The sequence below is a fragment of the Psychrobacter sp. TB15 genome (assembly GCF_000511655.1).
Classification (GTDB): domain Bacteria; phylum Pseudomonadota; class Gammaproteobacteria; order Pseudomonadales; family Moraxellaceae; genus Psychrobacter; species Psychrobacter submarinus.
Genome location: NZ_AYXN01000036.1, coordinates 130,404 through 154,837, shown reverse-complemented (window position 1 = coordinate 154,837; position 24,434 = coordinate 130,404). Strand labels below are relative to the sequence as shown.

The 24,434-nt window shown below is 45.0% G+C and carries 17 protein-coding genes; 10 read left to right on the top strand and 7 right to left on the bottom strand.

The features are described 5' to 3' along the window. Positions 1–92: 92 nt before the first annotated feature. A complete protein-coding gene (locus W234_RS0108970) occupies positions 93–878 on the bottom strand; it encodes a lysophospholipid acyltransferase family protein (protein WP_025646525.1) in 786 nt (261 codons plus the stop codon). A gap of 285 nt (positions 879–1,163) precedes the next feature. Here W234_RS0108970 and hflX point away from each other — a divergent pair, with 285 nt between their 5' ends. From hflX to W234_RS0108950, 4 genes are all read left to right on the top strand, one after another. Continuing rightward, entirely contained in the window at positions 1,164–2,630 is a 1,467-nt protein-coding gene (gene hflX, locus W234_RS0108965; protein WP_025646524.1) for a ribosome rescue GTPase HflX, read from the top strand. 419 nt (positions 2,631–3,049) lie between these two features. Beyond that, the gene (locus tag W234_RS0108960; protein WP_025646523.1) at positions 3,050–3,496 is read left to right on the top strand and encodes a CidA/LrgA family protein; all 447 of its coding nucleotides are present in this window, start codon (positions 3,050–3,052) and stop codon (positions 3,494–3,496) included. Between the two features lie 21 nt (positions 3,497–3,517). Then, positions 3,518–4,207 carry an LrgB family protein gene (locus W234_RS0108955; RefSeq protein ID WP_037059469.1) on the top strand — a complete coding sequence of 230 codons (690 nt, stop codon included), beginning with the start codon at positions 3,518–3,520 and terminating at the stop codon, positions 4,205–4,207. A gap of 292 nt (positions 4,208–4,499) precedes the next feature. Then, entirely contained in the window at positions 4,500–5,306 is an 807-nt protein-coding gene (locus tag W234_RS0108950; RefSeq protein WP_025646521.1) for a lytic transglycosylase domain-containing protein, read from the top strand. A 128-nt stretch (positions 5,307–5,434) separates the two neighbouring features. Here the strand turns inward: W234_RS0108950 and tsf are convergent, their stop codons facing one another. The 5 genes from tsf to W234_RS0108920 form a co-directional block, all read right to left on the bottom strand. Next, complete coding sequence (gene tsf, locus W234_RS0108945; RefSeq protein ID WP_025646520.1) at positions 5,435–6,316, bottom strand: translation elongation factor Ts; 882 nt, start codon at positions 6,314–6,316, stop codon at positions 5,435–5,437. A gap of 305 nt (positions 6,317–6,621) precedes the next feature. Next, entirely contained in the window at positions 6,622–7,455 is an 834-nt protein-coding gene (gene rpsB / locus W234_RS0108940; protein ID WP_037059466.1) for a 30S ribosomal protein S2, read from the bottom strand. 367 nt (positions 7,456–7,822) lie between these two features. Next, positions 7,823–9,100: a multidrug effflux MFS transporter gene (locus W234_RS0108930; protein ID WP_025646518.1), complete on the bottom strand. Its 1,278-nt coding sequence runs from the start codon at positions 9,098–9,100 to the stop codon at positions 7,823–7,825. A gap of 312 nt (positions 9,101–9,412) precedes the next feature. Then, positions 9,413–10,225 (bottom strand): crotonase/enoyl-CoA hydratase family protein, encoded by an 813-nt coding sequence (locus tag W234_RS0108925; RefSeq protein WP_025646517.1) that lies wholly within the window; start codon positions 10,223–10,225, stop codon positions 9,413–9,415. A 112-nt stretch (positions 10,226–10,337) separates the two neighbouring features. Next, entirely contained in the window at positions 10,338–13,763 is a 3,426-nt protein-coding gene (locus tag W234_RS0108920) for an ATP-binding protein (protein WP_025646516.1), read from the bottom strand. Positions 13,764–14,158: 395 nt separating this feature from the next. On the opposite strand from W234_RS0108920, the gene cysM reads away from it, so the two are divergent. The 6 genes from cysM to W234_RS0108880 all read left to right on the top strand — a co-directional run bounded on the left by cysM (position 14,159) and on the right by W234_RS0108880 (position 22,387). Further along, positions 14,159–15,112, top strand: coding sequence for a cysteine synthase CysM (cysM, locus tag W234_RS0108905; RefSeq protein ID WP_025646515.1), 954 nt, complete (start codon positions 14,159–14,161; stop codon positions 15,110–15,112). A 77-nt stretch (positions 15,113–15,189) separates the two neighbouring features. After that, complete coding sequence (locus W234_RS0108900) at positions 15,190–16,008, top strand: 3'-5' exonuclease (protein ID WP_025646514.1); 819 nt, start codon at positions 15,190–15,192, stop codon at positions 16,006–16,008. 131 nt (positions 16,009–16,139) lie between these two features. Continuing rightward, positions 16,140–17,705 (top strand): 23S rRNA (uracil(1939)-C(5))-methyltransferase RlmD, encoded by a 1,566-nt coding sequence (gene rlmD / locus W234_RS0108895; protein ID WP_025646513.1) that lies wholly within the window; start codon positions 16,140–16,142, stop codon positions 17,703–17,705. Between the two features lie 486 nt (positions 17,706–18,191). Further along, positions 18,192–20,717, top strand: a complete 2,526-nt coding sequence (locus W234_RS0108890) for a RelA/SpoT family protein (protein ID WP_025646512.1) — start codon at positions 18,192–18,194, stop codon at positions 20,715–20,717. Positions 20,718–20,784: 67 nt separating this feature from the next. Further along, entirely contained in the window at positions 20,785–21,726 is a 942-nt protein-coding gene (mutM, locus tag W234_RS0108885; protein WP_025646511.1) for a bifunctional DNA-formamidopyrimidine glycosylase/DNA-(apurinic or apyrimidinic site) lyase, read from the top strand. Between the two features lie 220 nt (positions 21,727–21,946). Further along, complete coding sequence (locus tag W234_RS0108880; RefSeq protein WP_025646510.1) at positions 21,947–22,387, top strand: hypothetical protein; 441 nt, start codon at positions 21,947–21,949, stop codon at positions 22,385–22,387. 171 nt (positions 22,388–22,558) lie between these two features. Here the strand turns inward: W234_RS0108880 and typA are convergent, their stop codons facing one another. Further along, complete coding sequence (gene typA, locus W234_RS0108875) at positions 22,559–24,406, bottom strand: translational GTPase TypA (RefSeq protein WP_025646509.1); 1,848 nt, start codon at positions 24,404–24,406, stop codon at positions 22,559–22,561. Between the last annotated feature and the right edge of the window lie 28 nt (positions 24,407–24,434).

The following is a 24,434-nucleotide window of genomic DNA, read 5'->3' as shown; positions in this document are numbered from 1 at the left end:
TCTAAGGCTGCTAGATTCTAAAGCTATGACGTTTACGCAAAAAGGCGCTAATCGATATGATTAGCGCCTTTGTCATTCACTTATATCGGCTCTTAGCTTAATACTCGTGCATGTAGTTCTGCGAGCCCTTCTTGCATGTGCTGTTGCAACAGATCTGTCAGCTCACTTTTGCTACGGCCTTGTGGGTCGATCGCTTCAAGTGGCAAAACATAAGCGGTGACGTTCTTAGTATCGAGTACTTTTTTTAGACTCTGCTTCATGGTCAGCTTGCCATAATAAGGCAATTCTTGACTTAAGCTGCCGTCTTTATTGACATAGGCAATCACCATCGCTCGTACCGGCACATCAGCGTCGATAGCCGCTTGCAAGAGCTTACCATGAATGCGCTTAATCTTGGAGCCATCGGTAGTAGTGGCTTCTGGAAAGAAAATAACTGAAAACCCTTGGCGCAAAAACTCAGCGATTTGCGCTGCTACTGAGCCGGCATCGCCCGAGCCGCGCTGAATAAACACGGTACCAGCCGCATAAGCAAGCTTACCGAATATCGGCCACTCGCCTATCTCCGCTTTAGATAAAAAGAAAGCCGGACTGACCGTACCAACCACCGGAATATCCATCCATGACACATGATTGGATACCCAAAGCCCATGATACTGCTGTACCGGCTCAACTTCGACAACCTTTATACCAAAAGAGCCGACCATCTTGCGGCAAAACGCTTGGATATAACGCGGTAGTTTTTCGCGCGGCGGGTTCTTAAAAGCGCCTATACGCTGTGCAGCTCGTAGACCACCTGCCATAGTGGTAGTCATACCAACAATTTGCTTACTGCGGCTGAATTGTTTTTTTAATGAAAAGCCTGGCTTAGAATGGCTCATCTGTATCCCTCATCATTGAATGTCTGTAAAAATGGCGTAAGTATAGCAAAATTCTCATAGTCAGTGACGATTTGTTCACTGAGCTTGAATGAGGGTTCTCGTTATTCACTATCTACTATAAACCTATCTTTTGTAAACCCAGTAACATAAAACTGGCGTCACTATGACAATTAGGCTTTAATAACCAGTAATAAGACCGCATATAGACTATTATCTGAACGCGATTATCCGCCTAATTATAGCCGATAATCGCGATTTATTTCCCCCATTTATAGGTGAAAATTTTTGGAATATTTTGAAAGATATGAAGGTGGCGAGCGTGCTGTTTTAGTGCACTTAGACATTCGTCAAATACAAGACCCTGATGATTTGAGCGAGTTTGAGCTACTTGTTGACTCCGCTGGCGCTCAGCGCGTGGAGCTGGTGACAGGCTCACGCTTGAAGCCAGATGCTAAGTACTTCGTCGGCTCTGGTAAAGCCCAAGAGATTGCCGAGTTAGTCAGTGCCAATGATGCTGATATTGTGATTTTTAATCATAGCCTCTCTCCCTCGCAAGAGCGTAACTTAGAAGCTTTAACGAAATGCCGCGTGCTTGACCGCACTGGTCTTATTTTGGATATATTTGCACAGCGTGCGCGTACTTACGAAGGTAAGCTGCAGGTAGAGCTGGCGCAGTTGAACCACTTATCCACTAGACTAGTACGTGGTTGGACGCATTTGGAGCGACAAAAAGGCGGTATCGGACTAAGAGGTCCTGGTGAAACGCAGCTTGAGACCGATCGTCGTCTACTACAAACGCGGGTCAATCAGCTCAAATCTAAGCTTGAAAAAGTACGTCAAACTCGCGCGCAAGGCCGTGCTCGCCGGCAAAAATCCGACGTCCCGACGATATCACTAGTCGGCTACACGAACGCAGGCAAATCTACCTTATTTAACCGCTTAGTCGATGAAAACATCTATGCCGCAGATAAGCTATTTGCGACTCTAGATCCGACTTTGCGCCGTTTAGATTGGCAAGGTGTCGGCCGTGTGGTCTTAGTCGATACGGTAGGCTTCGTGCGTCATCTACCGCATGAGCTTGTCGAATCCTTCCACGCTACTTTGGAGGAAACTTTAGAGGCAGATCTATTGTTGCACGTGATTGATTCTTCTAGTGAGGATATGCACGAGCAGATTTCAGCGGTCAAAGAGGTGCTAGCAGAGATTGATAATGATGTGCCAGTACTCAACGTCTATAATAAAATTGACTTAACGGGCGAGCCTGCGCGCATAGGTTATGCCAACGAAGGTGAGCCAAACCGCGTTTATGTCTCCTCAAAAGACAATTTAGGCATCGAAGAGCTCACACTTGCGGTACAACAGCTGATGACGGGTACTTTGACAACCTTTAATCTCACCTTGCCCTACCATGCTGGACACTTTAAAAACACCTTGTATGAGCTTGGGGTTATCTTAGAAGAAAGCTATAATGATAGCGGCCACGAGTGCTTGGCCATTCGTCTGCCAAGCGAGCGTCTCAAGCAGCTACTAGGGGAAGCAAACCTGCAGCCTATGGAGGTGCTACCGTTAGCGCAAGCGACTTTACTGATGCCTATTCTTGAGCCTTTTGAGCAAAACAATGAGGAAGATTTGCAGCCGTCTGAAGATGAGTCATTAGTAGCGGAAGACTTAACCTACGAGCAGATCTTTGAGACAGATAATGAGTCTAGCGATCATACCGCTATAGATGACAACCCAAGTCCGCAAGCGTAAGAGTTAACATTAAGATTTTAGAACCAGCAAGATAGCTGCTATAAAGTCTGTATTAAGCAATGAGTATATTGGCCATTTTTAGGCTGATGTGCTCATTTTTTATTGTTTGTCTGTCCTGGCTCTTTTGCTATTATCACCGCGCATGAGTTTTTGTTGTAAATACACCGGCCTTTAAGGTTTATTAGTCGCTCACTTCACTATATAATCGAGCGCATTGGTTGTCCCTCAACTAAAGTTTTTTACCTTTATTTCTTTTAAAATGATAGAGTAAAACTTTTACGCAATCCACCCAAAAGCCTAGCCATAGCTATTTGCGATGCTGTTTATCGATAGTTTTCGTCAGTACTTTTTATCAATAGCATGGCGCTTGCTTTTATTCTATCTAGACTCTGTAGTTGCCGTCTTGGCAAGGATAGCTTATGAATGCCCTTACCCAAACCAAACTGCCTTTGTGGTTAGCCTTACTTTTGACGCTCGCCATGGTGGTCATAGTGCGCGAATCAGCGCTACTCCTGTGTCAGTGGGCCGGTATCGAAAAAGCCGCCAACATTGTAGGCCTCGTGGCGATGTTCGTCATTTTAGTCGTTTGGCGCTTGCTCAAAGGCTTACCGGAATGGATCACCAGAGCCAGTAACTTATTGTTAGTCGATAGCGGTTTTGCTTTTTTGCCGGTATCAGCAGGCGCTGGTATTTTATTGTTTGAGTTAGGTGATGAATTTTGGGGCGTCATGCTGACAATGGCTATTAGTACTTTGATACCGCTTTGGGGTCTAGCGATTCTAGCCAACCGCTGGTTGAGCTCTAGCGCTGACAATAAGAGCAGTACAGGCCTGACAACACCTGAAGTTAGCGATAAGTCTGAGTAGCCTGCGCGGCGGAGAATTAAGATGATGTTTAGCAGTGTATTTATGGCGACTCTAGCCGCTATTTTATTGACCTTAGTCGCGCACGTGATCGCGCGTATCTTGGCCAAAAAGATCTCATGGCTGCCTATGGTCATTACCGCTTTGGTATTAGTACTGCTGTTTTTATTTATTACGCAGTGGGATTACGAGCATTATTATAGCGTTGCCAAACCAGTGTTTGATCGCTTGCTTGGCTATGTCACGGTACTGTTGGCTATCCCTTTAGCCGCCATGAATTTTAAAGGTTTGCCGGTTAAGCGCTTATCTATCATTGTCCTTATCGCAAGTGTGATCGGCGCGCTGTTACCGATGTCGTTAGCTTATCTGTTTTCACTCAGTCACGACACTTTGTTGTCCTTTGCTACGCGTTCTGTCACTACCCCTATTGGCTTGAGCGTGGCGGACTTAATCAGTGCACCGCTTACGATGGCCAACTTAATTATTATTGTTTCTGGACTGCTGGGCGGTGCCGTCGCTAGATTCTTATTTAAAAAAGTAGATGACGACAGAGCCAAAGGTTTAGCCTTAGGACTGGCCGCTCACGCGTTCGGCACAGTAGAAGCTTGGCAAATCAGCCCTACCGCTGGGCGCTATGCTGCCTTCGGTCTTGCGGTAAATGGCTTATTGACGGCTGTTTGGGTTCCTATATTTATCAGTGCTTTTAACATCTAAATTTTACCGAATAAATAATTTTGACTAAAAACCTATAGCTATCAATACAATAGGGCTAAGCAATATTTTGTGTTATAGTAAGTAACTATTATATTTTGTATTTATTACTAGTGGTTTGGTTACTATTGTAACTTTACAGAACTGTAACCTTATAGAATTTACTAATAATGCGAATCGCTATAAATGCTTTGTCTGGCTAATACATCAATTATTGATACCATTGTTGAAGCTATAGTTAAAGCTACTGTTGAAGCTATCGTTTCGTCATTAACCGATAAAGAGTGATTTTCTTATGCCGAATACTGCCCCTTTATTGAGTCGCTGCTGGTCATCTATCTTGCTGACCTCTATCGCCCTATCCGCTGTTACCGTGACGGCACACGCTGGTAATATGTACATCTATAAGGATCAAGCGGGCCAAGTCCTCTTGACCAATGTCAGTCCGAGCGGTAATTTTGATAAATTTACCAAAAAAGTCAAAGTCACTTACTACAAAGATGCCAAGGTGCATGAGAGCAATCGCGATAACACCTATAATAACTATGGCACTAGTACCGCTAGTAAGAGCAGTAGTCGTAATGCTTATGATAGCTACATTCGCGCTTCTGCGGCGCGTCATGGCGTCGATCCTGGCTTGATGAAAGCGATGATGCATACTGAATCTGCATTTAACCCCAATGCTCGCTCACCAGTGGGAGCACAAGGTCTCATGCAGCTTATGCCAGCCACTGCCCGCCGCTTCAACGTCCGTAATGCTTGGAACCCTGCAGAGAACATTGAAGGCTCAGCGAAGTATATCGCTTGGCTGATGAAGCGCTTTAATAATAACGTGGAGTTTGCTGTAGCAGGCTATAATGCTGGCGAAGGCAATGTCGATAAATATAATGGTATTCCGCCCTTTAAAGAGACGCGCAATTATGTCAAACGGGTGATGAGCCGCTATCATAGTCTATATAAAAATGATGCTGGCGTCGTGGGTAGTGCCATGATTGCTAGTAATGCTGATAGCAATAGTGGTCTACAAAAAGTAAGCTATGGTACGAGTAGTAATGCTCATAGCGCAAGCTACGTTAACTCTGCTTTTGAGGCGTTACGTTAAGCACTTGTCTATCGTTATGGTTTATAAGTATCAGTATCTAATAGCCCATATCAACGCAAAAAGCCCATTACTTAAGTAATGGGCTTTTTTTGTATTTACTGACTTTAGAGTAAAAACATACTCAAACCTTACTTGCTAGCCGCTTGTGCAGCAGCAACTTCAGCAGCGAAATCTTCTTGTTTTTTCTCAATGCCTTCGCCAACTTCTAGACGTTTGAAACCTAGTACTTTTACGCCCTCAGCTTTTAGTACATCGCCGACTTTTTTGTCATTGTCCATGACGTATGGCTGACGTAGTAAAGTCACTTCGTCTAGGTACTTACGTAGGCCACCTTCAATCATTTTTTCAACGATGTTGTCAGGCTTGCCAGACTCTTTAGCTTTGGCTTCGATGATATCTTTTTCACGAGCCAATACATCAGCAGACACGTCTTCGTCATTAACTGCTACTGGGTTGAATGCAGCAATATGCATCGCTAGGTTTTTACCCGTCTCTTCGTTACCGCCTTCAAAAGACACAACAACGCCGATGCGTAGGCCATGACGATATGACGCTAGGTTGTCGCCTTCTAAAGTCTCTACACGGCGAATTTGAATGTTCTCACCGATTTTTTGTACTAAAGAAACGCGAGCTTCTTCAACGCTCTGGCCATCACCATAAGGTAGTTCAGAGATAGCAGCAACGTCAGTGACGTTGTTTTCGAGCGCAAGATTAGCCACTTTTTCTGCAAATGCAGTGAAGCTATCATCTTTTGCCACGAAGTCAGTCTGACAGTTTACTTCTAAAAGATAGGCTTGCTTATCGTTTTGCGCGATGACAATAGCGCCGTCAGCTGCGATATTACCTGCTTTTTTAGCCGCTTTTGCTTGACCTGACTTACGTAGGTTGTCAATAGCAACTTCGACATCACCATTGGCTTCTTGCAGGGCTTTTTTACATTCCATCATGCCAAGACCAGTACGGTCGCGCAATTCTTTTACCATTTTGGCAGATACTTTTACTTCTGACATAAGAGTTACCTTTTATTATGTATGTGAGTATTGATATGTATGGGGTACACGATACTTATATGTCTCAAGATATATCTGTGAGAGATATTTGCACGTATCTGAACACATTGAATCTTCGTCCAGCAAGTCAGTAACGTGTCAATAACAGATTAATAAACTAATAAGAAGGCATGACGAGTAAAACTTCATCATGCCTATTTTGAGCTGGTTTGAGCTTATATTTACAAGCTCAGCTTGTACGCTATTAATAGCTTTATATGGGTGCCAAGCACTATAAATCAAGGCTTGCCATATCTTAGGGCTATTTATAGATCAGCTTGTGCTTCCGCTGGATTCTTAGTAGCCGGAGCTTCTGCAGGCTGCTCAGTAGCATTGGCTTCAGCTGGTGCTTCTTGCTCAGCAGGAGCTTGCTGGTCAGCTTTACCGCCTGCTTGCGTTTGAGCATATTCTTTACCCGCGATAACCGCATCGGCTACTGCTGTGACATATAGAGTCACGGCACGGATAGCATCATCGTTAGCAGGGATGATGTAATCAACATTATCTGGGTTAGAGTTGGTATCAACGATACCGATAACTGGGATACCTAGGTTTTTGGCTTCTTTGATCGCGATCGCTTCATGATCGACGTCAACAACAAAGATAGCGTCAGGTAAGCCGCCCATGTCTTTGATACCGCCTAAAGAGCGCTCTAGTTTTTCCATGTCGCGAGTACGCTCTAGCGCTTCACGCTTAGTTAGCTTAGCAAACGTACCGTCTTCGCTTTGCTTCTCAAGATCTTTTAGACGGTTGATTGACTGGCGTAGGGTTTTCCAGTTAGTCAACATACCGCCAAGCCAGCGATGGTCAACATAAGGCATGCCAGCACGCTGTGCTTGCTCACGAATAACGCCACTTGCCGCGCGCTTAGTACCTACGAATAGGACTTTGTTTTTCTTAGCGGCTAGGTTGTTGACGTAGTTTAGTGCTTCGTTAAATGATTTAACGGTGTGCTCTAAGTTGATGATGTGAATCTTGTTACGAGCACCGAAAATATAAGGACCCATTTTTGGGTTCCAAAAACGTGTTTGGTGACCAAAGTGAGCGCCTGCTTGTAGAAGGTCGCGCATTGATACTTGAGTTGGGTTGTCTATAGCCATGATATTATCCTTGGTTGGGTTATGCCTCCATCTTACAAAAACGACCTATCTAGCGACACGCATTTGCTAAAGCGTTATTAAATAATCAAAATTATAAAAAAGCACTCAGACAAATTAATCAAATCGCCAAACACCCAGTCATCTTTTATCGTAAGATGTGTGTCATTGGTTGGTTTAAAGAATGCGCCACTTGCGAGGGACAGTTAAACTAAAATATTAAAACCGCCCTGCAATAAATAGCTGCGCTGTATTTTATCATAAAAGCAAGGGTAAGCTCTAGCACTTTGTTGCTTGATGCTTTGATTGATAGCGCTTTTTTTATAGCTTACAGAATGTACTAAAAGCCCTAAGCAAGCGTTTATCAAACTCACTCCGCATCATCAAGGTTAAGATTGCGATCGATTTGCCAAATCAAGAATGCGCCAAGGCTCATCAGCGAAAACATCGCGATACCTATTTTTAATACGGGGTTAACGGGGAATAAGTTTAATAGCAAGCCGCCAAAGATACCGACTGAAAACATCAGTGAGCCTTGCATAGCACTTGCCATACCCGCACGGGTTTTTTGAAAGGCTAAAGCGATAGCAGAAGCGTTCGGCTGGGTCAGTCCTAGTCCTGCAATACAGAAAAAGATGCATCCTAACACCAGCGGCAACCAAGCATCAGTACCGAAAATCAACCCGATTATAAATAATGCAGCAGCAGAGATGACCTGCATCATCGTCCCAAAACGCAGGATACTTAGAATCCGAAATCGGTTAGTGAGCCACTGGTTTAGCTGAGTCAAGCCCACAAAACCTGCCGCGTTCATACCAAAGAGCCAGCCAAAATGAGTCGCCGATACGCCATAAGTATCCATGATAAGCTCGGAAGCTGAGCTGATATAGACGAACATCGCGCCCATCAATAAGCCGCCGCCTATCGCAGGATAGTTGAACCTTGGATCTTTTAGTAAGTCCCAATATTGACTCAGCACTTCTTTGGCTGGGCGAGCATTGCGATTTTCTTCGCTTAAGGTCTCAAAGAAGAAGAACTTGGTGAGTAGTAGATTGAGCATGCCAAAAGCAGCCAAGAACCAAAAAATAGAATGCCAATCAAAAAACTGTAGGAATAAAGCGCCAAGCGAAGGCGCTAAAATTGGTGCCAGACCCATCACTAATATCATGATAGAAAAAGCCTTTGCGGTTTGCTTCGCTGTCAGCCTGTCACGAATTGCCGCTCGCGTCACTACAGCGCCAACACAAGCGCCAAGCGCTTGCACAGTACGGCCTGCAAATAAGACATATTCACTGCTTGTCGTAGCACAAACTATGGATGCGACAACGTAGAGCGCCATGCCAAAATAAAGCGGCTTGACGCGGCCGACGCGATCACTCAGTGGCCCATAGATCAGCTGACCAAAAACCAAACCAACAAAATATGCCGGTACGGAGTTGGCCATAAAAGCGGTCGATACACCAAAGTCATCTGCCATAGCAGGCAGTGCAGGCAAGTACATATCAATAGATAACGGCCCTATCGCCACAATAAGCCCTAGCATCATAATCCAAGCTACCGGTAGCTCTGATGAGCGTACTCTAGTGGCGGCGGCTTTTTGACGAGCAGCCTTTTTGTCATTTGTGACATTGGGTTTTGGAGCAGACATAGTACGTACCGTTTATGATTATGGTGTGAAAGACAGGTTTATAAGGTTAAGGATAGTATTTACCAGTAAACACTACTACGCAAACAAAGCAGCAGACAATCCTATATCGGACTGTCTGCTGCTTTTTCAATGGAGTGATAACGCTTAAAGTATACCGATCATATAATCATTACGATAGTAAGCTCAGTATAAAAAGAATACAGCGGAATTAGGATGAATGTTACGCAGCCTCTGTCAGCGTAGACACAGCACTCTAAGAAAACCTCTATTCGTTTCACGCTAAGCTATTTTCTTAGCTACGGGCCTAAACGGTTAGCGGAATTGACGTTTAGCGAACACCGTGCTCGCTTGTTTGGCTTTTCTAAGCGCAAGTTTGCGATTACGACCAAGCATCAGCTTCATTTGCCACATTTTTTCTTTATACAGCACTAGTGCTGGCTGGTGATGCATGGCATTGATAACACGTTTGCTTGCCAGCACCGCATCAGGGGAGCGCTCTACTAGCTCTTCGGCTAGCTTTTGCGCGTGCTCAAGAGGCGTCTCAGTACAATGACTGACTAGGCCCAGCTCTTTACCTTCAGTAGCATCCACGATACGCGCCGTCATCGCCATCTCTTTGAGTACGTCTTCACGCACGACACCAAGCGCGGACTGAGTCAAGCCCATATCCGGTACTAAACCCCATTTTGCCTCCATAATCGATAGCTTACAATCAGGGTGGCTGATGCGTACATCACAAGCCAGTGCCAGTTGCATGCCAGCACCGATGCAGTGGCCTTCTAGTACTGCAATCACTGGGACAGGCAGATCACGCCATACCAAACAGACACGCTGAAACAGGCTTTGTTTCGGCTTAATCAGCTCCCACATCGCATATAGCTGGTTTTTTGGATTATTCAAATCCCCTAGGTCGATACCGGCGCAAAAAGCACCTTCGCTACCCTTTAATATTACCGCTCGTAAGCTTTTGTCTTTGCTAATATGGCCTGCAACACGAATGAGCTCATCCACCATCTGAAAGCTCAGAGCGTTTTTTTTCTGCGGGCGACTCAAAGTGACAGTGGCTATGTTTTGACTGACACTGACTTGTAGCGTTTGGTATTCATAAGCGGCGATGGCGTGCATGTTAGTCCCTTAAATAGTGGTCGACAAAGTGAACCTTAAAGTGAAAGTTAAAATGAATTTTAATCATAGCAGTGTTATCTCAAAGCTACCCTAGCAATAACTGACTATCCATTCAAATCATCTTCCAGTTCATATCGTTTTCGCTTAGACGGTGATAATTGAGCTCAGAATAAGGCGATAAATCTAGCTTTTGTAGATTATTGAGCGCGGTCATTAAGTCTTCATAATAAGGCTGTAGCATGGCAAACTGTGCAGGAGTGGTATGTTGTACGTTTAACAAGCACTTATCTTCTAGGTTTTGACTGGCAAGACGCAGCTGCGGGACGCCAGTATAGCGACTAGCTCCTAGGATACGGTGAGCAATCTGCGCAAGTATATGACGATCTTTTGCTTGCCAAGCTTGAGCGAGCGCTTCTTTTTCATCAGCGATAGTATCGAGCATCATGATGATAAGCTTCGCTGCCAGATCTGGCTTATTCGCTGAACGGGTCAATGCATCTTGCCAGTCCAAAATATCAGATCTGACAGTGGCGTTTGTCGTAGAGGGCTGCTCTAGAGGTAGTAGCTGCCGATCCGTTGCATAGCTTTGATTTGGTTGCAAATGAACATCAGGCTCTAAAGGACTTTGTGATAGTTTTCTTTGATCGAGATAGTTATAACGAGCTTGAGTGCTATTACGTCCATAGCCTTGAGCTGCCTGAGTATCCGGTAGGTTGTCACGTAGCGTATCGTGTACATTATCACGCAGATAATTATCGCGAATTTTCTTTAGCGATAGCGGACGCAGCATTTTTTTATTGTTTTTCTTGGGGTGTAGCTGGGTTTGTTTACCCTCATTATTGTCTTGATCGCTTACCTTTAACTGAGTGTCATTGGCATTATTGGCACTCAAATCGGCCAAACTCGAATCCTCTATATTAGTGTGCGCCAGCTGAGTACTCGTCGCCATATGCTTGGTTGCGGCGCGCCCTAGCCATTTTTGTAGCACTTGTAGTAACTGCGGCTGGCTAATAGGCTTACCGACATAATCATCTATACCACTAGCAATAAGGCGGTCGCGCTCATCAGATAGGCCGTGAGCCGTCAGCGCGATAATAGGAATATGACTGTCTGCTGCTTCTATTTTTCGGATCTGTTCGGTAGCCTCTCTTCCTGACATTCGCGGCATTTGGATATCCATAAATATCAGATCGATGTCATGATGAGTGGTCGTTGCTTTTTCTGTTGTGGTTTTTTCAGTGCTTGGCTTCAATAAAGATGGCGCATTACTGAGCTGCTCGCGCGCTTCTGCTTTTGAGCGCTGAGTCTTACTCGATAAGCTTTGAGTGGCACTTTTGTTATTGGCTTTGGCTTGCCTAGCCTGCTGTTTACTGATCAGCTCTATCGCTTCAAAGCCACTATTGGCAGTGATGACATGGATACCAAGCTCGCTTAAAAGCGCGTCCAATACCAAAAGGTTAGGCAGATGGTCATCGACAGCGAGTACCGTGATTCCCTGCCAGCGCGGCTCTTGCACTTGTACTAACGCTTTTTTATTTTGAGTGTCTAAAATAGCGTAGAGCTGACGCTTATCCAATGGCTCATACAAGATATCGGCATGATAGCGATTTAGCAGGGCTTGATCAGCCGCCACTTGGTAGCCAAATACCGCCAGCTTACCTTGATAATGTAGCCTGATTTGCTTGAGTAGCGCCATCATATCATCTTGGTTATCGTTATCAACGATCACCCAATCCCAATAGTTATCTTGCTCTTTTAGCGATTCAAGCACCCCTGGCAAGGAGTTGGCTTGAGTCAGCTTGATAGGAAGATTCTGTAGGCTGGCTTTGAGCACTTGTAGGGATGCGGTATGATTGATCCACACCAGCATATGAAACTCGTCGCCCGCTCCCGCTAGCGGTGCAAGCATAGGTAGCGAAATGGTGTTTCCGCTTGCCGCTTCTAACACATCAACGTGGGTTGGCATTCTAAACCAAAAAGTCGCGCCCTTATTAGCGATATTTTCTTGTGCATTATCATAAAAACCAATGTCACCGCCCATCAGCCGAGTCAGCTGTTTTGAGATAACAAGCCCAAGTCCAGTACCACCATACTGCCGAGTGATAGAAGGGTCACCTTGGCTAAAGCTTTGGAACAGCATATTTTGGTCGGCCTCTGAGATACCTTTACCACTATCTTGCACACTAATCATTAGGTAGTTATCTTGATAGTCGTCCAAGCTGACGCGCACGACCACATCGCCATTATCAGTAAACTTAATGGCATTACCTACTATATTGGTCAGTACTTGCTTGAGTCTTAGAGCGTCCCCTACGATCTGCATAGGCACATCATTATAGAACAATACCGCCATCCGCAAGCCTTTTTCAGCGGCGACAGGAGACAACATATCGACCACATCATAAATAGTGCTGTAGAGATCAAACTCGTGACGATCAAGCACCAGCTTACCTGCTTCTATTTTGGAGAAATCAAGCACGTCGTTGACCAGCGCCAATAGATGCGCCGAGGACTTGCGAATAGTCTGCACATATAGATCTTGCTCAGTATTAAGCTCGCCATGACGAGCAAGTAGATTAATAAAGCCGTCAATACTGTTGAGCGGGGTGCGCAGCTCATGGCTGATATTTGCCAAAAATGCCGACTTGGCTTGACTGGTGGATATGGCAGCGTCACGGGCATTACGAATCGAGATGTTTTGCATTTCCATCTCATCAAAGGCTAGGCGCAAATCATCTTCGGTCTGTTCGGCGTGGTTTCTTAGTTCCTGAAAGCTGCTATGTAAGCGGCGCAAGGTTCTGACTAGATCTTGCTGTAGCAAATTTAGCTCGCCGTTAGACTCGGTCAAGATAGGCTTATATAAATTATCAACGGTAGTACGCTGTAGCTGTAGCCGCAGCTCATAAATAGGGGCTATCCAGCGCTTGGCATAGATATTGAGGCTAAGCAGTAATATCAAAATAGTAAGTAAACCAGTAATTGCTAAGGCCATAGCGATACGGTAACGCGCCAAATATAACGGCTCATTATCCATATCAATGAGCAGCCACAGCCTTTGATCGGCAGAATCACTTAGAGGTAATCCATAAGCGGTGCCTATGGCGGTAGGCTGCTGCATCATAACGCTCTTGGCAGGATTAATCTGCGGCCACTGTTCTTCTACGCCGTAACCGACACTTGCTAAGACTTGATTACTCTCATCGATAATAGCGATACGCTGCACATGCTGCTCTGACTGTATATTGCTCAGCTTTTCTTGTATGGCAGCGAGCGTTGTTTGAGTTTCTAGCGAGTTGGTCTGCGTAGCCGCTAAACCCTGAGGCTGCTCCAGTAACTTTGGCGCAATCTCAGCGATAGTCGGCTTATAGCGAATGAGCACCGCCTCAGCTAAGGCTTGCTGCTCAGAGTTAGAGGCGCGCATGGTCTCATAAAATACCAATATGCCGCCGACTGCGGCTAGGATGCATATGGGTAAAAACACCAGTAGGATCAACTGACCGTAAGCGCTACTCGTATCAAAGCGTTTTTTATATGCCATGCTAAAAATAAACTCCAACGACTCTATAGGTCACTTCAAAGGAATGGATCGAATGATTGCTAGGACAATTGCGATAATAAATTCCATTTTAGCAGTATTCTTAGCGTCTCTGTGAATCAATCCTCCTGCTCCTTAATTTGCCCCTTAATTCTCATTTGGTCACAAGTAATTAATGATGCGCTAAGCGTAGCCAAAAACAAAATGATATAATAAGACCAGTTTTTATTCACGCTACATTTTATTAGCTTTGCTATAGCGTTTTGGCGATTAGCCATAGCCAGTAGCAAGCTCATTATTCACTATACCTTTGCCTTCACACTAGCCAATAATATGAGCTAAAACACTTCAAAATAGCGCTCATTGCAACATTAACTTTTATTATAATAGGATGCCCCATGTCGTCTACCGCCAATGCTAATTTTATTACTCAAGTCACACAGCTTGCCGATTGCGTGGGTCAGACACCGCTGGTCAGGTTGCAGCGTTTACCTGCGCAAGAAGAGGTGACTGACAGCACTCAACTGCTTGCCAAGCTTGAAGGCAATAACCCAGCAGGCTCGGTAAAAGACCGCCCTGCCTTTAATATGATCTATCAAGCAGAACAGCGCGGCGACATAAAGCCTGGTGATATGCTCATCGAAGCCACTAGCGGCAATACTGGCATTGCCTTGGCGATGGTTGCGGCTATGCGCGGCTATCCGATTACTCTATTGATGCCTACCAATTCAACCCAAGAGCGTAAAGACGCCATGGCGGCCTACGGCGCTGTGTTGATTGAAGTCGATGAAGGTATGGAAGCGGCACGCGATATGGCTTTACAAATGCAAGCTGATGGCAAAGGTATAGTGCTAGACCAGTTCAACAACCCGGATAACAGTCAAGCGCATTATCTCACGACTGGCCCTGAATTATGGCAGCAAACGGGCGGTAAAATTACCCACTTTATTAGCTCTATGGGTACCACCGGCACCATCACTGGCGTCAGTCAATATCTAAAAGAGCAAAATCCTGATATCCAAATCATCGGTCTACAGCCAGATGAAGAAGCGTCTATCGCTGGTATTCGTCGTTGGCCAGCTGCTTATATGCCGGGCATCTATAATGCTGACTTGGTCGATGAGGTTATGGATGTCGATCAAAAAATCGCTGAAGTCTATATGCGTAAGCTTGCCAAGCTCGAGGGCATCTTTGCTGGTGTGTCCTCAGGAGCTGCAGCTTGGGCTGCTGTGCAAGTTGCCAAAGCCAATCCGGATGCGGTGATAGCCTTTATCGTTTGCGACCGCGGCGATCGATATTTATCAACTGGGTTATATAACGTTAATGATGCTGATGATAGTGCTTCAGCTTAAGAGTGTTTATAGCATCGCCTGTTATAGCCGACCAATTATAGCGCTAAGCGCAATTATAAGTGCCATCAGGACTATTTATGAGCCAAGCCCTACCCGCTAATCCCGTCTTAGTATTCGATATCGAAACCATCGCTGATACTGAGGCGGCCCGTCGTATCTATCCACAATTGGCGAGTCTCAACGATGCTGATACTTTAAGTGCGCTGACGGCTATTCGCACCCAAGAAGCCGGGCATGATTTTATGCGCCTGCCCTTACAGCGTATCGTCTGTATCTCCGCTTTATATATCAAAGACGGTCAATTCTCTTTATTTTCCTTAACAGCGGATAGTTTCAGTGAGAAAGAGATACTAGCAAAGTTTTTCCGCGCCTTTAGCGATTTAGAAAAGCTACCACAGCTGATCAGCTGGAATGGCTCAGGTTTTGATATTCCTGTGCTTATTTATCGGGCTATGCAATATGACCTCTCAGCGCCTTGGTTATTTGAAGAGGGCGAGCGTATCAAAAACATGCGCTTCAACAATTATGTCAATCGCTTCCAAACTCGGCATTTGGATCTGATGGATCGGTTTAGTCAGTATGGCGCCTCTCGACGTGAAGCGATGGATGTGGTCGCTAGTCTCTACGGTCTGCCGGGCAAGACGGATGTCGATGGTAGTATGGTTGGGGAGCTGGTCAGTAATGAGGAATGGCAGACGCTATCGATATATTGCGAGTCCGATGTGATGAACACTTGGCTGATATACTTGCGTTGGCTGCGCTTGACTGGACAGCTCTCATCCACAGGGTTTATAGAGTGGCAACAGCAAAGCCGCGATTATCTGACCGGCTTTACGCAAGCCGATGGGCGCATGCGTCATCAAAGCTTTCTTGATGAGTGGTCATTACCTTCTTAGTGACGCTAAGTAAAAGTGATGCTAGCTAAGATATCAGCTATCGGCCGTATTTATTAGTCTCATATTTATTAACCCAGTACACCCATTTTCAATTTTTACTTATTTTTATCATTTATTGCTAAGGCAGGTTTATGCAGCCCACCGACGATCAAAACACTAAGAACAATGTTAATAGCAGTGATGCTACTGCTCAGACTCGCTCTAATAAAAGAGACAGCAAGGCGATTATCACCCCGCCTAATAAAAAGAAATCGAAACCGTCCTCAAAGACTCGTCGGCGCTTAAAAGATGCACCGCCAGTACCTTTTACTATCGACGGTCTTTCTCATGATGGTCGCGGTGTAGCCATCTATGGTAATGGCTTTGGCGCAGATAAGGGTCACCTTGAAGATAAGCATGGCAAAAAAGTCTTTGTCAGCTTTGCTTTGCCAGGAGAGAGCGCCTTAGTCAAGCTGACCAATAGCCGAGCCAGCTTTGAGGAAGGCGATGCTATAGAGGTTACTGCCAACCCCAATCCAGAACGCGCAGTGCCACCTTGCCCGCACTTTGGCGTCTGCGGCGGCTGTAACTTGCAGCATTGGCAACCAGATAGCCAGATCAGCTTTAAACAGTCCGTGCTGGCTGAGATGCTCGAGCATCAAGCTGATGTGCAGCCGGAGCAGTGGTTAGAGCCGGTGGTTGGCGATAGATTAGGATATCGTACGAAGGCTCGTCTTGGCGTGCGCTATGTCGCCAAAAAAGAAACCGCGCTAGTCGGCTTCCGTGAGCGTTCAAGTAACTTTTTGGCCGAGCTAAACGAGTGTCATATTTTAGATCCACGTATCGGTTTTGAGATTGAGAATTTAAAGACGCTAATCAGTACGCTCGAAAGCCGTGACAAGATTGCCCAGCTTGAGCTGGCGATGGGTGAGTATATTCCTGAGCTACCCGATGGTACACAGCCGGTAGCACTGATTGTCCGTCATCTAGAGCCCTTATCAGATGCCGATATCGATAAGCTAAAAGCCTTTTTTGCCGCGCGCAATTGGCAGTTATATCTACAATCTAAAGGCGTCGATAGCATTCAGCGTATCGCTTTAACCCCAGATGACGATATGAGCGAGCAGTTTGGCCATTTATATTACCAGTTGCCTGAATATGACTTAACTTATGAGTTTATTCCGACCGATTTTACCCAAGTCAATCTATCGGTAAACAGAAAAATGACGAAGCTGGCTTGTGATCTATTAGAGCTCAAAGCTGGCGAGCGCGTGCTAGATCTGTTTAGTGGCTTAGGTAATTTTAGCTTACCATTAGCGCGTTTGGTCGGCGAGACAGGCTTGGTGATTGGCGTGGAAGGCAGCGCGGAGATGACTTTACGAGCCGCTACTAATGCCAAGCGCAACGGTCTTGATAACACGGAGTTTTATAGTCAAGACTTGACCCAAGATTGCACAACTGAGCCATGGGCCAACCAAGGCTTTGATGCGCTGCTTATCGATCCGCCGCGTTCAGGCGCTTGGGAGATTATGCAGTATCTACCTAAGTTCAATGCCCAGCGCATCGTTTATGTCTCCTGTAATCCGGCGACGCTTGCCCGCGATACTAAGGCATTGCTTGAGCAAGGGTATCGACTGACTCATGCAGGGGTTATGGATATGTTCTGTCACACCGGTCATGTGGAATCGATTGCTAGGTTTGAAAAAGTATCTGCGTAATCACTTGTTTTGCTAAGTCTATTAAAGCGCCCGGGTTATATTCTATGGCGTAAAGATTATGTTTACGAGTAGCAATATTACAGAGCTCAACTTGAGTTATAGCAGCAAACTGCGATAATAGTCGTGACAGCTATCATAAAATTGCTAAGGTTTTGCAACAGCTATTTATTTAATTATCATTTAGTCTATATTAAAGCACTCTTTAATGATTTGCTTTAACTGCCACTTAACTAAATGCTAGTAACTTGAATAAAAGAGTTTGGCAGCCCTAAGCCTTATAGTTTGATTTTTTAGTATTTTTATAAAAGTTATTACTTGAGCTTATAACTAAAGCGTCATAGCACAAACTAGGATGACTCACCGCTTTATAATAGCTGCTACTTTGGCGGCTGTCTTGGCTTAAGTTTTATAGGTATTGATGATCATTTTTATGATGGATTACCAATATCGCTGTCAACAATCTTTAATAGCTAAAAGGAGCCAGCTGTGGTCAAGATTAGAGAAGGATTGCCCTTAGTAGATGGTCAAACTACCCAAGAAGATAGTGCGAGCTTGGCGGCGCAATTGGTTGCCAACCAACGCTCTCACCAGTCTGCTAATAGCTATGCGCAAATTCCTTTCGATATCAAGCAGCAACTGACTACTCATAAGCTGCATACCACATTTGATCGCTCAGCCGCGCTTGCTTATCATACTCACGACCCAAAACTAGCTGATTACGCTGCGGACTCCTACACTCCGACAGATTTTCCAGATTTAGACCAAGCCAACATTGATGTACCGGCGTGGCTAGATAATGTCGCCGAACGTATCGGCCAAGACTCAGTTCCCAATTTGGCGGCAGCTTGTGAGTTTATTCGCAGCCGTATGAATACCAGTGAGTCTGAGCGCTCAGGAGCTTATGTCACTGGCATCGGTATGAGTGATATTCTCACTTATCTCTATCAGGACGAAGACGCATTAGTCGCTGCGATGCTCTATCGAAGCGCGCGTAAATCTCTGATTTCGCTGGCTGAGATTGAGCAAAATTTTGGCGCTGATATTCGCATGTTAGTCAAAGATACATTAGCGATGGGTAAGCTGTCCGCTATTATTGAAAATAACAAACGCTTAGAAGACCACTTTATTAATAAACAGCGCGACCAGCTCTCTAATATCTATAGCATGCTGATCTCGGTCACTAACGATGTGCGAGTAGTGCTGATTAAGCTTGCTGAGCGTACCTTTGCAATGCGTGAGCTCTCTTTTTCTAGCGCTGAGCGCCAACAACGCGTGGCTCGTGAAGTCATGACGATTTATGCGCCGCTCTCGCATCGATTAGGGATTGCTCAGCTTAAGTGGGAGCTTGAAGACTTAGCGTTTCGTTATCTTGCCCCTGATCGCTATAAAGAAATTGCCAAGCTATTATCTGAGAAACGTAGCGAGCGCGAAGCTTATATTCAGCGGGTAGAGAGCAAGCTTAATCAAGCACTCATCGATGCTGATATCGTAGGCGAGGTTTCAGGTCGGGTCAAACACATCTATTCTATTTATCGTAAAATGAAGCTCAAAAGCTTATCTTTTGATCAGCTCTATGATATTCGTGCGCTGCGTGTCTTAGTCCAAAACCCTGCAGATTGCTACCACGTCTTAGGCTTAGTACACGGCTTGTGGCGTTATATCCCTGAGCAGTTTGATGACTATATTACCAACCCTAAGCCCAATGGTTATCGCTCCCTACATACCGCTGTCATCGCAGAGAATAAATCGCTTGAGATACAGATTCGTACTAATGAGATGCATTTTGAAGCTGAGCTTGGCATGTGCGCGCACGTTAACTACAAAGAAGGGCTGAAGAATAAAAAGGACAACTATCTCAACCAAAAAATTAGCTCGCTACGTCAGCTATTATCCATCAATAACGAAGCGCGTAATCAAGCTCAAGGCGATAATGAGAGCGACGTAGAGTATGATCTAAATGACTTTGATGAAGATGAACAAGCCATTGATTTTGATGAGCTTGAGCGCATCTACGTCTTTAGCCGTGATGGCGACATTATAGAGCTGCCTAAAAATGCCACTGTGCTTGATTTTGCTTATTATGTGCATACTCAAGTCGGTAATCGCGCGCAAGCGGCTCGGGTCAATCAGCGTTATGTGCCCCTCACCTATCAGCTCAAAACCGGTGAGCAAGTGGAGATTATTACCAAAGCTTCGCGCGAGCCTAATCGCGACTGGCTAGTTGCTTCTTTGGGTTATATTCATACTAGCCGTGCCCGCTCCAAGCTGCGTCAATGGTTTAATAAGCAAGACCGCGATAAAAACCTTGAGATTGGTCGACATATGCTCAGCCGTGAGCTTGAGCGCTTATCGGTGCATCCAAACAGTATCGATCTGAATGACTACACTCAGTTTTTTCATGTCAATACTCCTGACGATATTATCGTCGGCTTAGTCACCGGTGAGATTGGTCTGAATCAGCTGACAGGACATATCTCCAGGCAGCTACATTTAGAGCCTGAAAAGCAAAAAGCTGAGTTCACTCCTACTATCGACCCAAAAACCACGGGCAAAGCGGATGCCTATAAGATTTATATAGAAGGTTTGGATAATATCGAGATCAATTTGGCAGGCTGCTGTCATCCGATACAAGGGGAACCTATCTCAGGATATATCACCTTATCACGCGGCGTCAGCATTCATAATCGTGGCTGTCCTGAATATGAACGTCTAATAGAGCGCGATCCTGAGCGCGCTGTTAGTGCAGCTTGGAGAGCAAAATCCGGGCGTTATCAGCCTGTAGACATTCACATCGAGGCGTATGATCGCCGTGGCTTACTACGCGACTTGACTCAAGTCATCGATAAAGAAAGCGTCAATATCCGTCAAGTGGACACCACAAGTAACGATGATAATATTGCTTTTTTGAAGTTCCATGTTGAGGTAGCAGGATTGGCGCATTTATCTAAACTGTTAGCCAAACTTGAACAGCAGCCTGGCATATTGCACGCACGCCGAGCGGTTGCGCCTTAATACAGCACTGCTTTAGCACTGATAATTACTCAAAACCATTCCTTTAAAGGTCATGATATAAACGCTTATGCCTGAATTACCCGAAGTCGAAACGACCAAGACTAGTCTTGCGCCTTTACTTAATAAGACTGTAGAGACAGTACAAGTGTTCCAGCCTAAACTGCGCTGGCAGATGCCTGATGACTTGCAATCCTTGGCCAGTTACCGCTTACAGAATGTTGAGCGCCGTGCAAAATACTTGATTTTAAGCTTTGTACCATCAGCGCAGTTATCACAAAGTACGGAGTCAAATAGCGATAGCCGTAAGCTGATTATTCATTTAGGCATGTCAGGGAGTTTGCAGCAGCACGCTTATGGTACTGAAAAACGTAAGCACGACCATTTGATACTCACCTTTAGTGATGAAGACAATACCCTTAGTCAATTACATTATCACGACCCAAGACGTTTTGGCGCGGTACTTTGGTATACCGATTATAAAACCAAACTACTCGATCACCTCGGGCTTGAGCCGCTATCTGATGATTTTAATACCGACTATCTATATCAGGTCATTCAACGCAGCAATAGTGATAACAGTGCCAGTAAAAATGACATAGATAAGAAAAAGATAACGAACAAAAAACCTATCACGCGACCGATTAAATCAGTCATTATGGAGCAGCAAGTCGTAGTGGGCGTCGGTAATATTTATGCTGCCGAAAGCCTTTTCTTATCGGCGATTCACCCCGCTACTCCTGCTAACAGCTTATCTTATGAGCAGATAGCGCTACTGGTTGAACATATTAAAGCAATTTTAGATAAAGCCATTACGCTTGGCGGCTCTACTCTACGCGATTTCACGGTAGCTAGTGGCCAAACAGGCTACTTTCAACAAACCCTAAATGTTTATGGGCGACAAGGCGAAGATTGTCCGAACTGCGCCGCTACTCTGGATAATATCAAGCTCAATGGGCGCGCGAGTGTCTTCTGCCCTGAGTGTCAACCGCTACCAAAGCCAAATCGTTAGCTACATGACTCACTAAAGCTTTATAGAAAGTAGTCAAGACAAAAGTGATTCATTAAGCCGTTAATGATAAAGCTAAAGGTGGAGCGCATGGATTTATATTGCTAATCGCCCAACATCTTGGTTTAATAGTAGCTATGTTTAATAGTAGTTGTGCTCAATAATACTAACGTTTAGCAATAGTCTTAGCCTCTATCTTCCACCCTTATTTTAGGATGACATCATGACTGTCAAAACTCGCTTTCAACATGCTGTTAAGTCCAAGCTTTTAACCGTTCTTACTAGTATCAGCCTTGTAGTTATCACTATGAATCCAGCCTCAGCGGCAATCGAGATTGACGAGACAGATTTTGGTCCTTCATATGACACTATGGTAGTCGATACGGTAGTAGGTAAGCCGTTGCAATTAGTCGCCGCCGTTACTGGTACAGCCGCCTATTTAGTTAGCCTGCCTTTCGCCGTCGTCGGTGGTAATGCGGATCAGTCGCAGCAAAAACTATTTGTGGAGCCTTGGGAAGCGATGAGCCGCTGTTTGGGCTGTACCGTCGCCGAGGATAACTACTACAAGTCGCAAGCAGTCGATGATAATACAGTGCGCATCGTAGTCGATCAGCCCTCCGAGATCTTGATTAATACTAACGACTACGTCGTAGTAACTCCTTAGTAGCGTTAATACGTTAGTAATAGCAATACCTTAATAATAGTAGCGTTGCAAGCTCAATGCACAGTTAATTATTATTCGCTGACTACTCTTATCTATTATAAATTTTTGACATAAAAAAAGGCTAACACGAGGTTAGCCTTTTTGCATTGTGACACTAAGTCAAATCAAGGTTTATGCGTTCTTCTTACGACCGTGACGCTTACGCTCACTTTCCGTCAAATAACGCTTACGGATACGGATAGCTTTTGGTGTCACCTCGACCAACTCATCATCTTGAATAAATTCAAGCGCTTGCTCAAGGGTGAACTTAACCGCTGGCGTCAAGGTCAAAGCCTCATCCGTACCACTAGCACGAACGTTAGTCAGCTGCTTAGCTGTCGTAGGGTTCACAGCCATATCATCATTACGCGAGTTTAGACCGACGATCATGCCTTCATAAACTTCAAGCTGAGGCTCTGCAAATAACTTACCACGCTTTTGTAGATTAAACAGAGCGAAGCCTAAACAGGTACCATTAGCCATTGAAACCAACACACCGTTAGTACGACCACCGACATCACCGATCTTTTGTGGACCATAATGCGAGAAGCTTGAGGTCATGATACCCGAGCCTGAAGTCAAGGTTAAAAACTCAGAACGGAAGCCAATTAGACCGCGAGCAGGTATAGTCGCTTCAATACGCATACGACCTTTACCATCAAGCTCCATATTGGTCATCTCGCCTTTGCGTAGACCAACCTGCTCCATGATAGCGCCTTGGTGCTCTTCTTCGATATCGAAGACGACGTTTTCATAAGGCTCTTGTAGTTTGCCATCGACTTCTTTGACGATAACTTCTGGGCCAGATACACCCATCTCAAACCCTTCACGGCGCATATTTTCGATCAATACTGACAAATGCAGTTCACCACGACCAGAGACTTTGAATTTATCTGGAGATTCAGTATCTTCCACGCGCAGAGCAACGTTATGAATCAGTTCACGCTCTAGACGCTCACGGATATTACGCGAAGTCACAAACTTACCATCACGGCCTGCAAATGGTGAGTTATTCACTTGGAAGTTCATCGAAACGGTTGGCTCATCCACAGTCAATGCTGGTAGTGCTTCGACATGATTTGGATCACAGATAGTATCAGAGATATTAAGCGCATCGATACCTGTGATACAAACGATATCACCAGCCTGTGCATCTTCAACATCAATACGATCGAGGCCATGATAACCCATGATTTTAAGAATACGACCATTACGCGTGTTACCGTTTTTATCAATGACTGTAACTTGAGTATTGGTAGACACTTTACCACGTTGAATACGGCCAATACCGATAACACCTACGAAGCTGTTGTAATCAAGGCTAGATATTTGCATACGAAATGGTGCGTCAGCATCCACTTGTGGCGGCTGTACTACATCAACGATGGTTTTAAACAACGGCGTCATATCTTCAGCCAGATCATCAGCATCCAGACCAGCAATACCGTTTAACGCTGAGGCATATACCACCGGGAAATCCAACTGCTCATCAGTTGCGCCAAGGTTATCAAAAAGATCAAAGATCTGGTCCATAACCCAATCAGGGCGTGAGCCAGGACGGTCAATTTTATTGATAACGACAATAGGTTTCAGGCCTTGTTCAAACGCCTTTTGTGTGACGAAGCGAGTTTGCGGCATAGGGCCGTCAACAGCGTCAACGACTAACAATACACAATCGACCATCGACATGACGCGCTCAACTTCCCCGCCAAAGTCGGCGTGACCTGGGGTGTCGACAATGTTAATACGATATTCAGTATCATCAGAGTTATCTGTCCATCTGATCGCTGTGTTTTTAGCTAAAATGGTGATGCCACGTTCTTGCTCAATATCACCAGAGTCCATCGCACGTTCGGCAATATTAGCACGATCGCCAAAAGTACCTGATTGATGTAATAACTTATCAACCAAAGTAGTTTTACCGTGGTCAACGTGGGCAATAATTGCAATATTACGCAAGTGTTTAATATCGTTCGCCATATAAAATGCTCGTTTTGTCTTAAGAAAA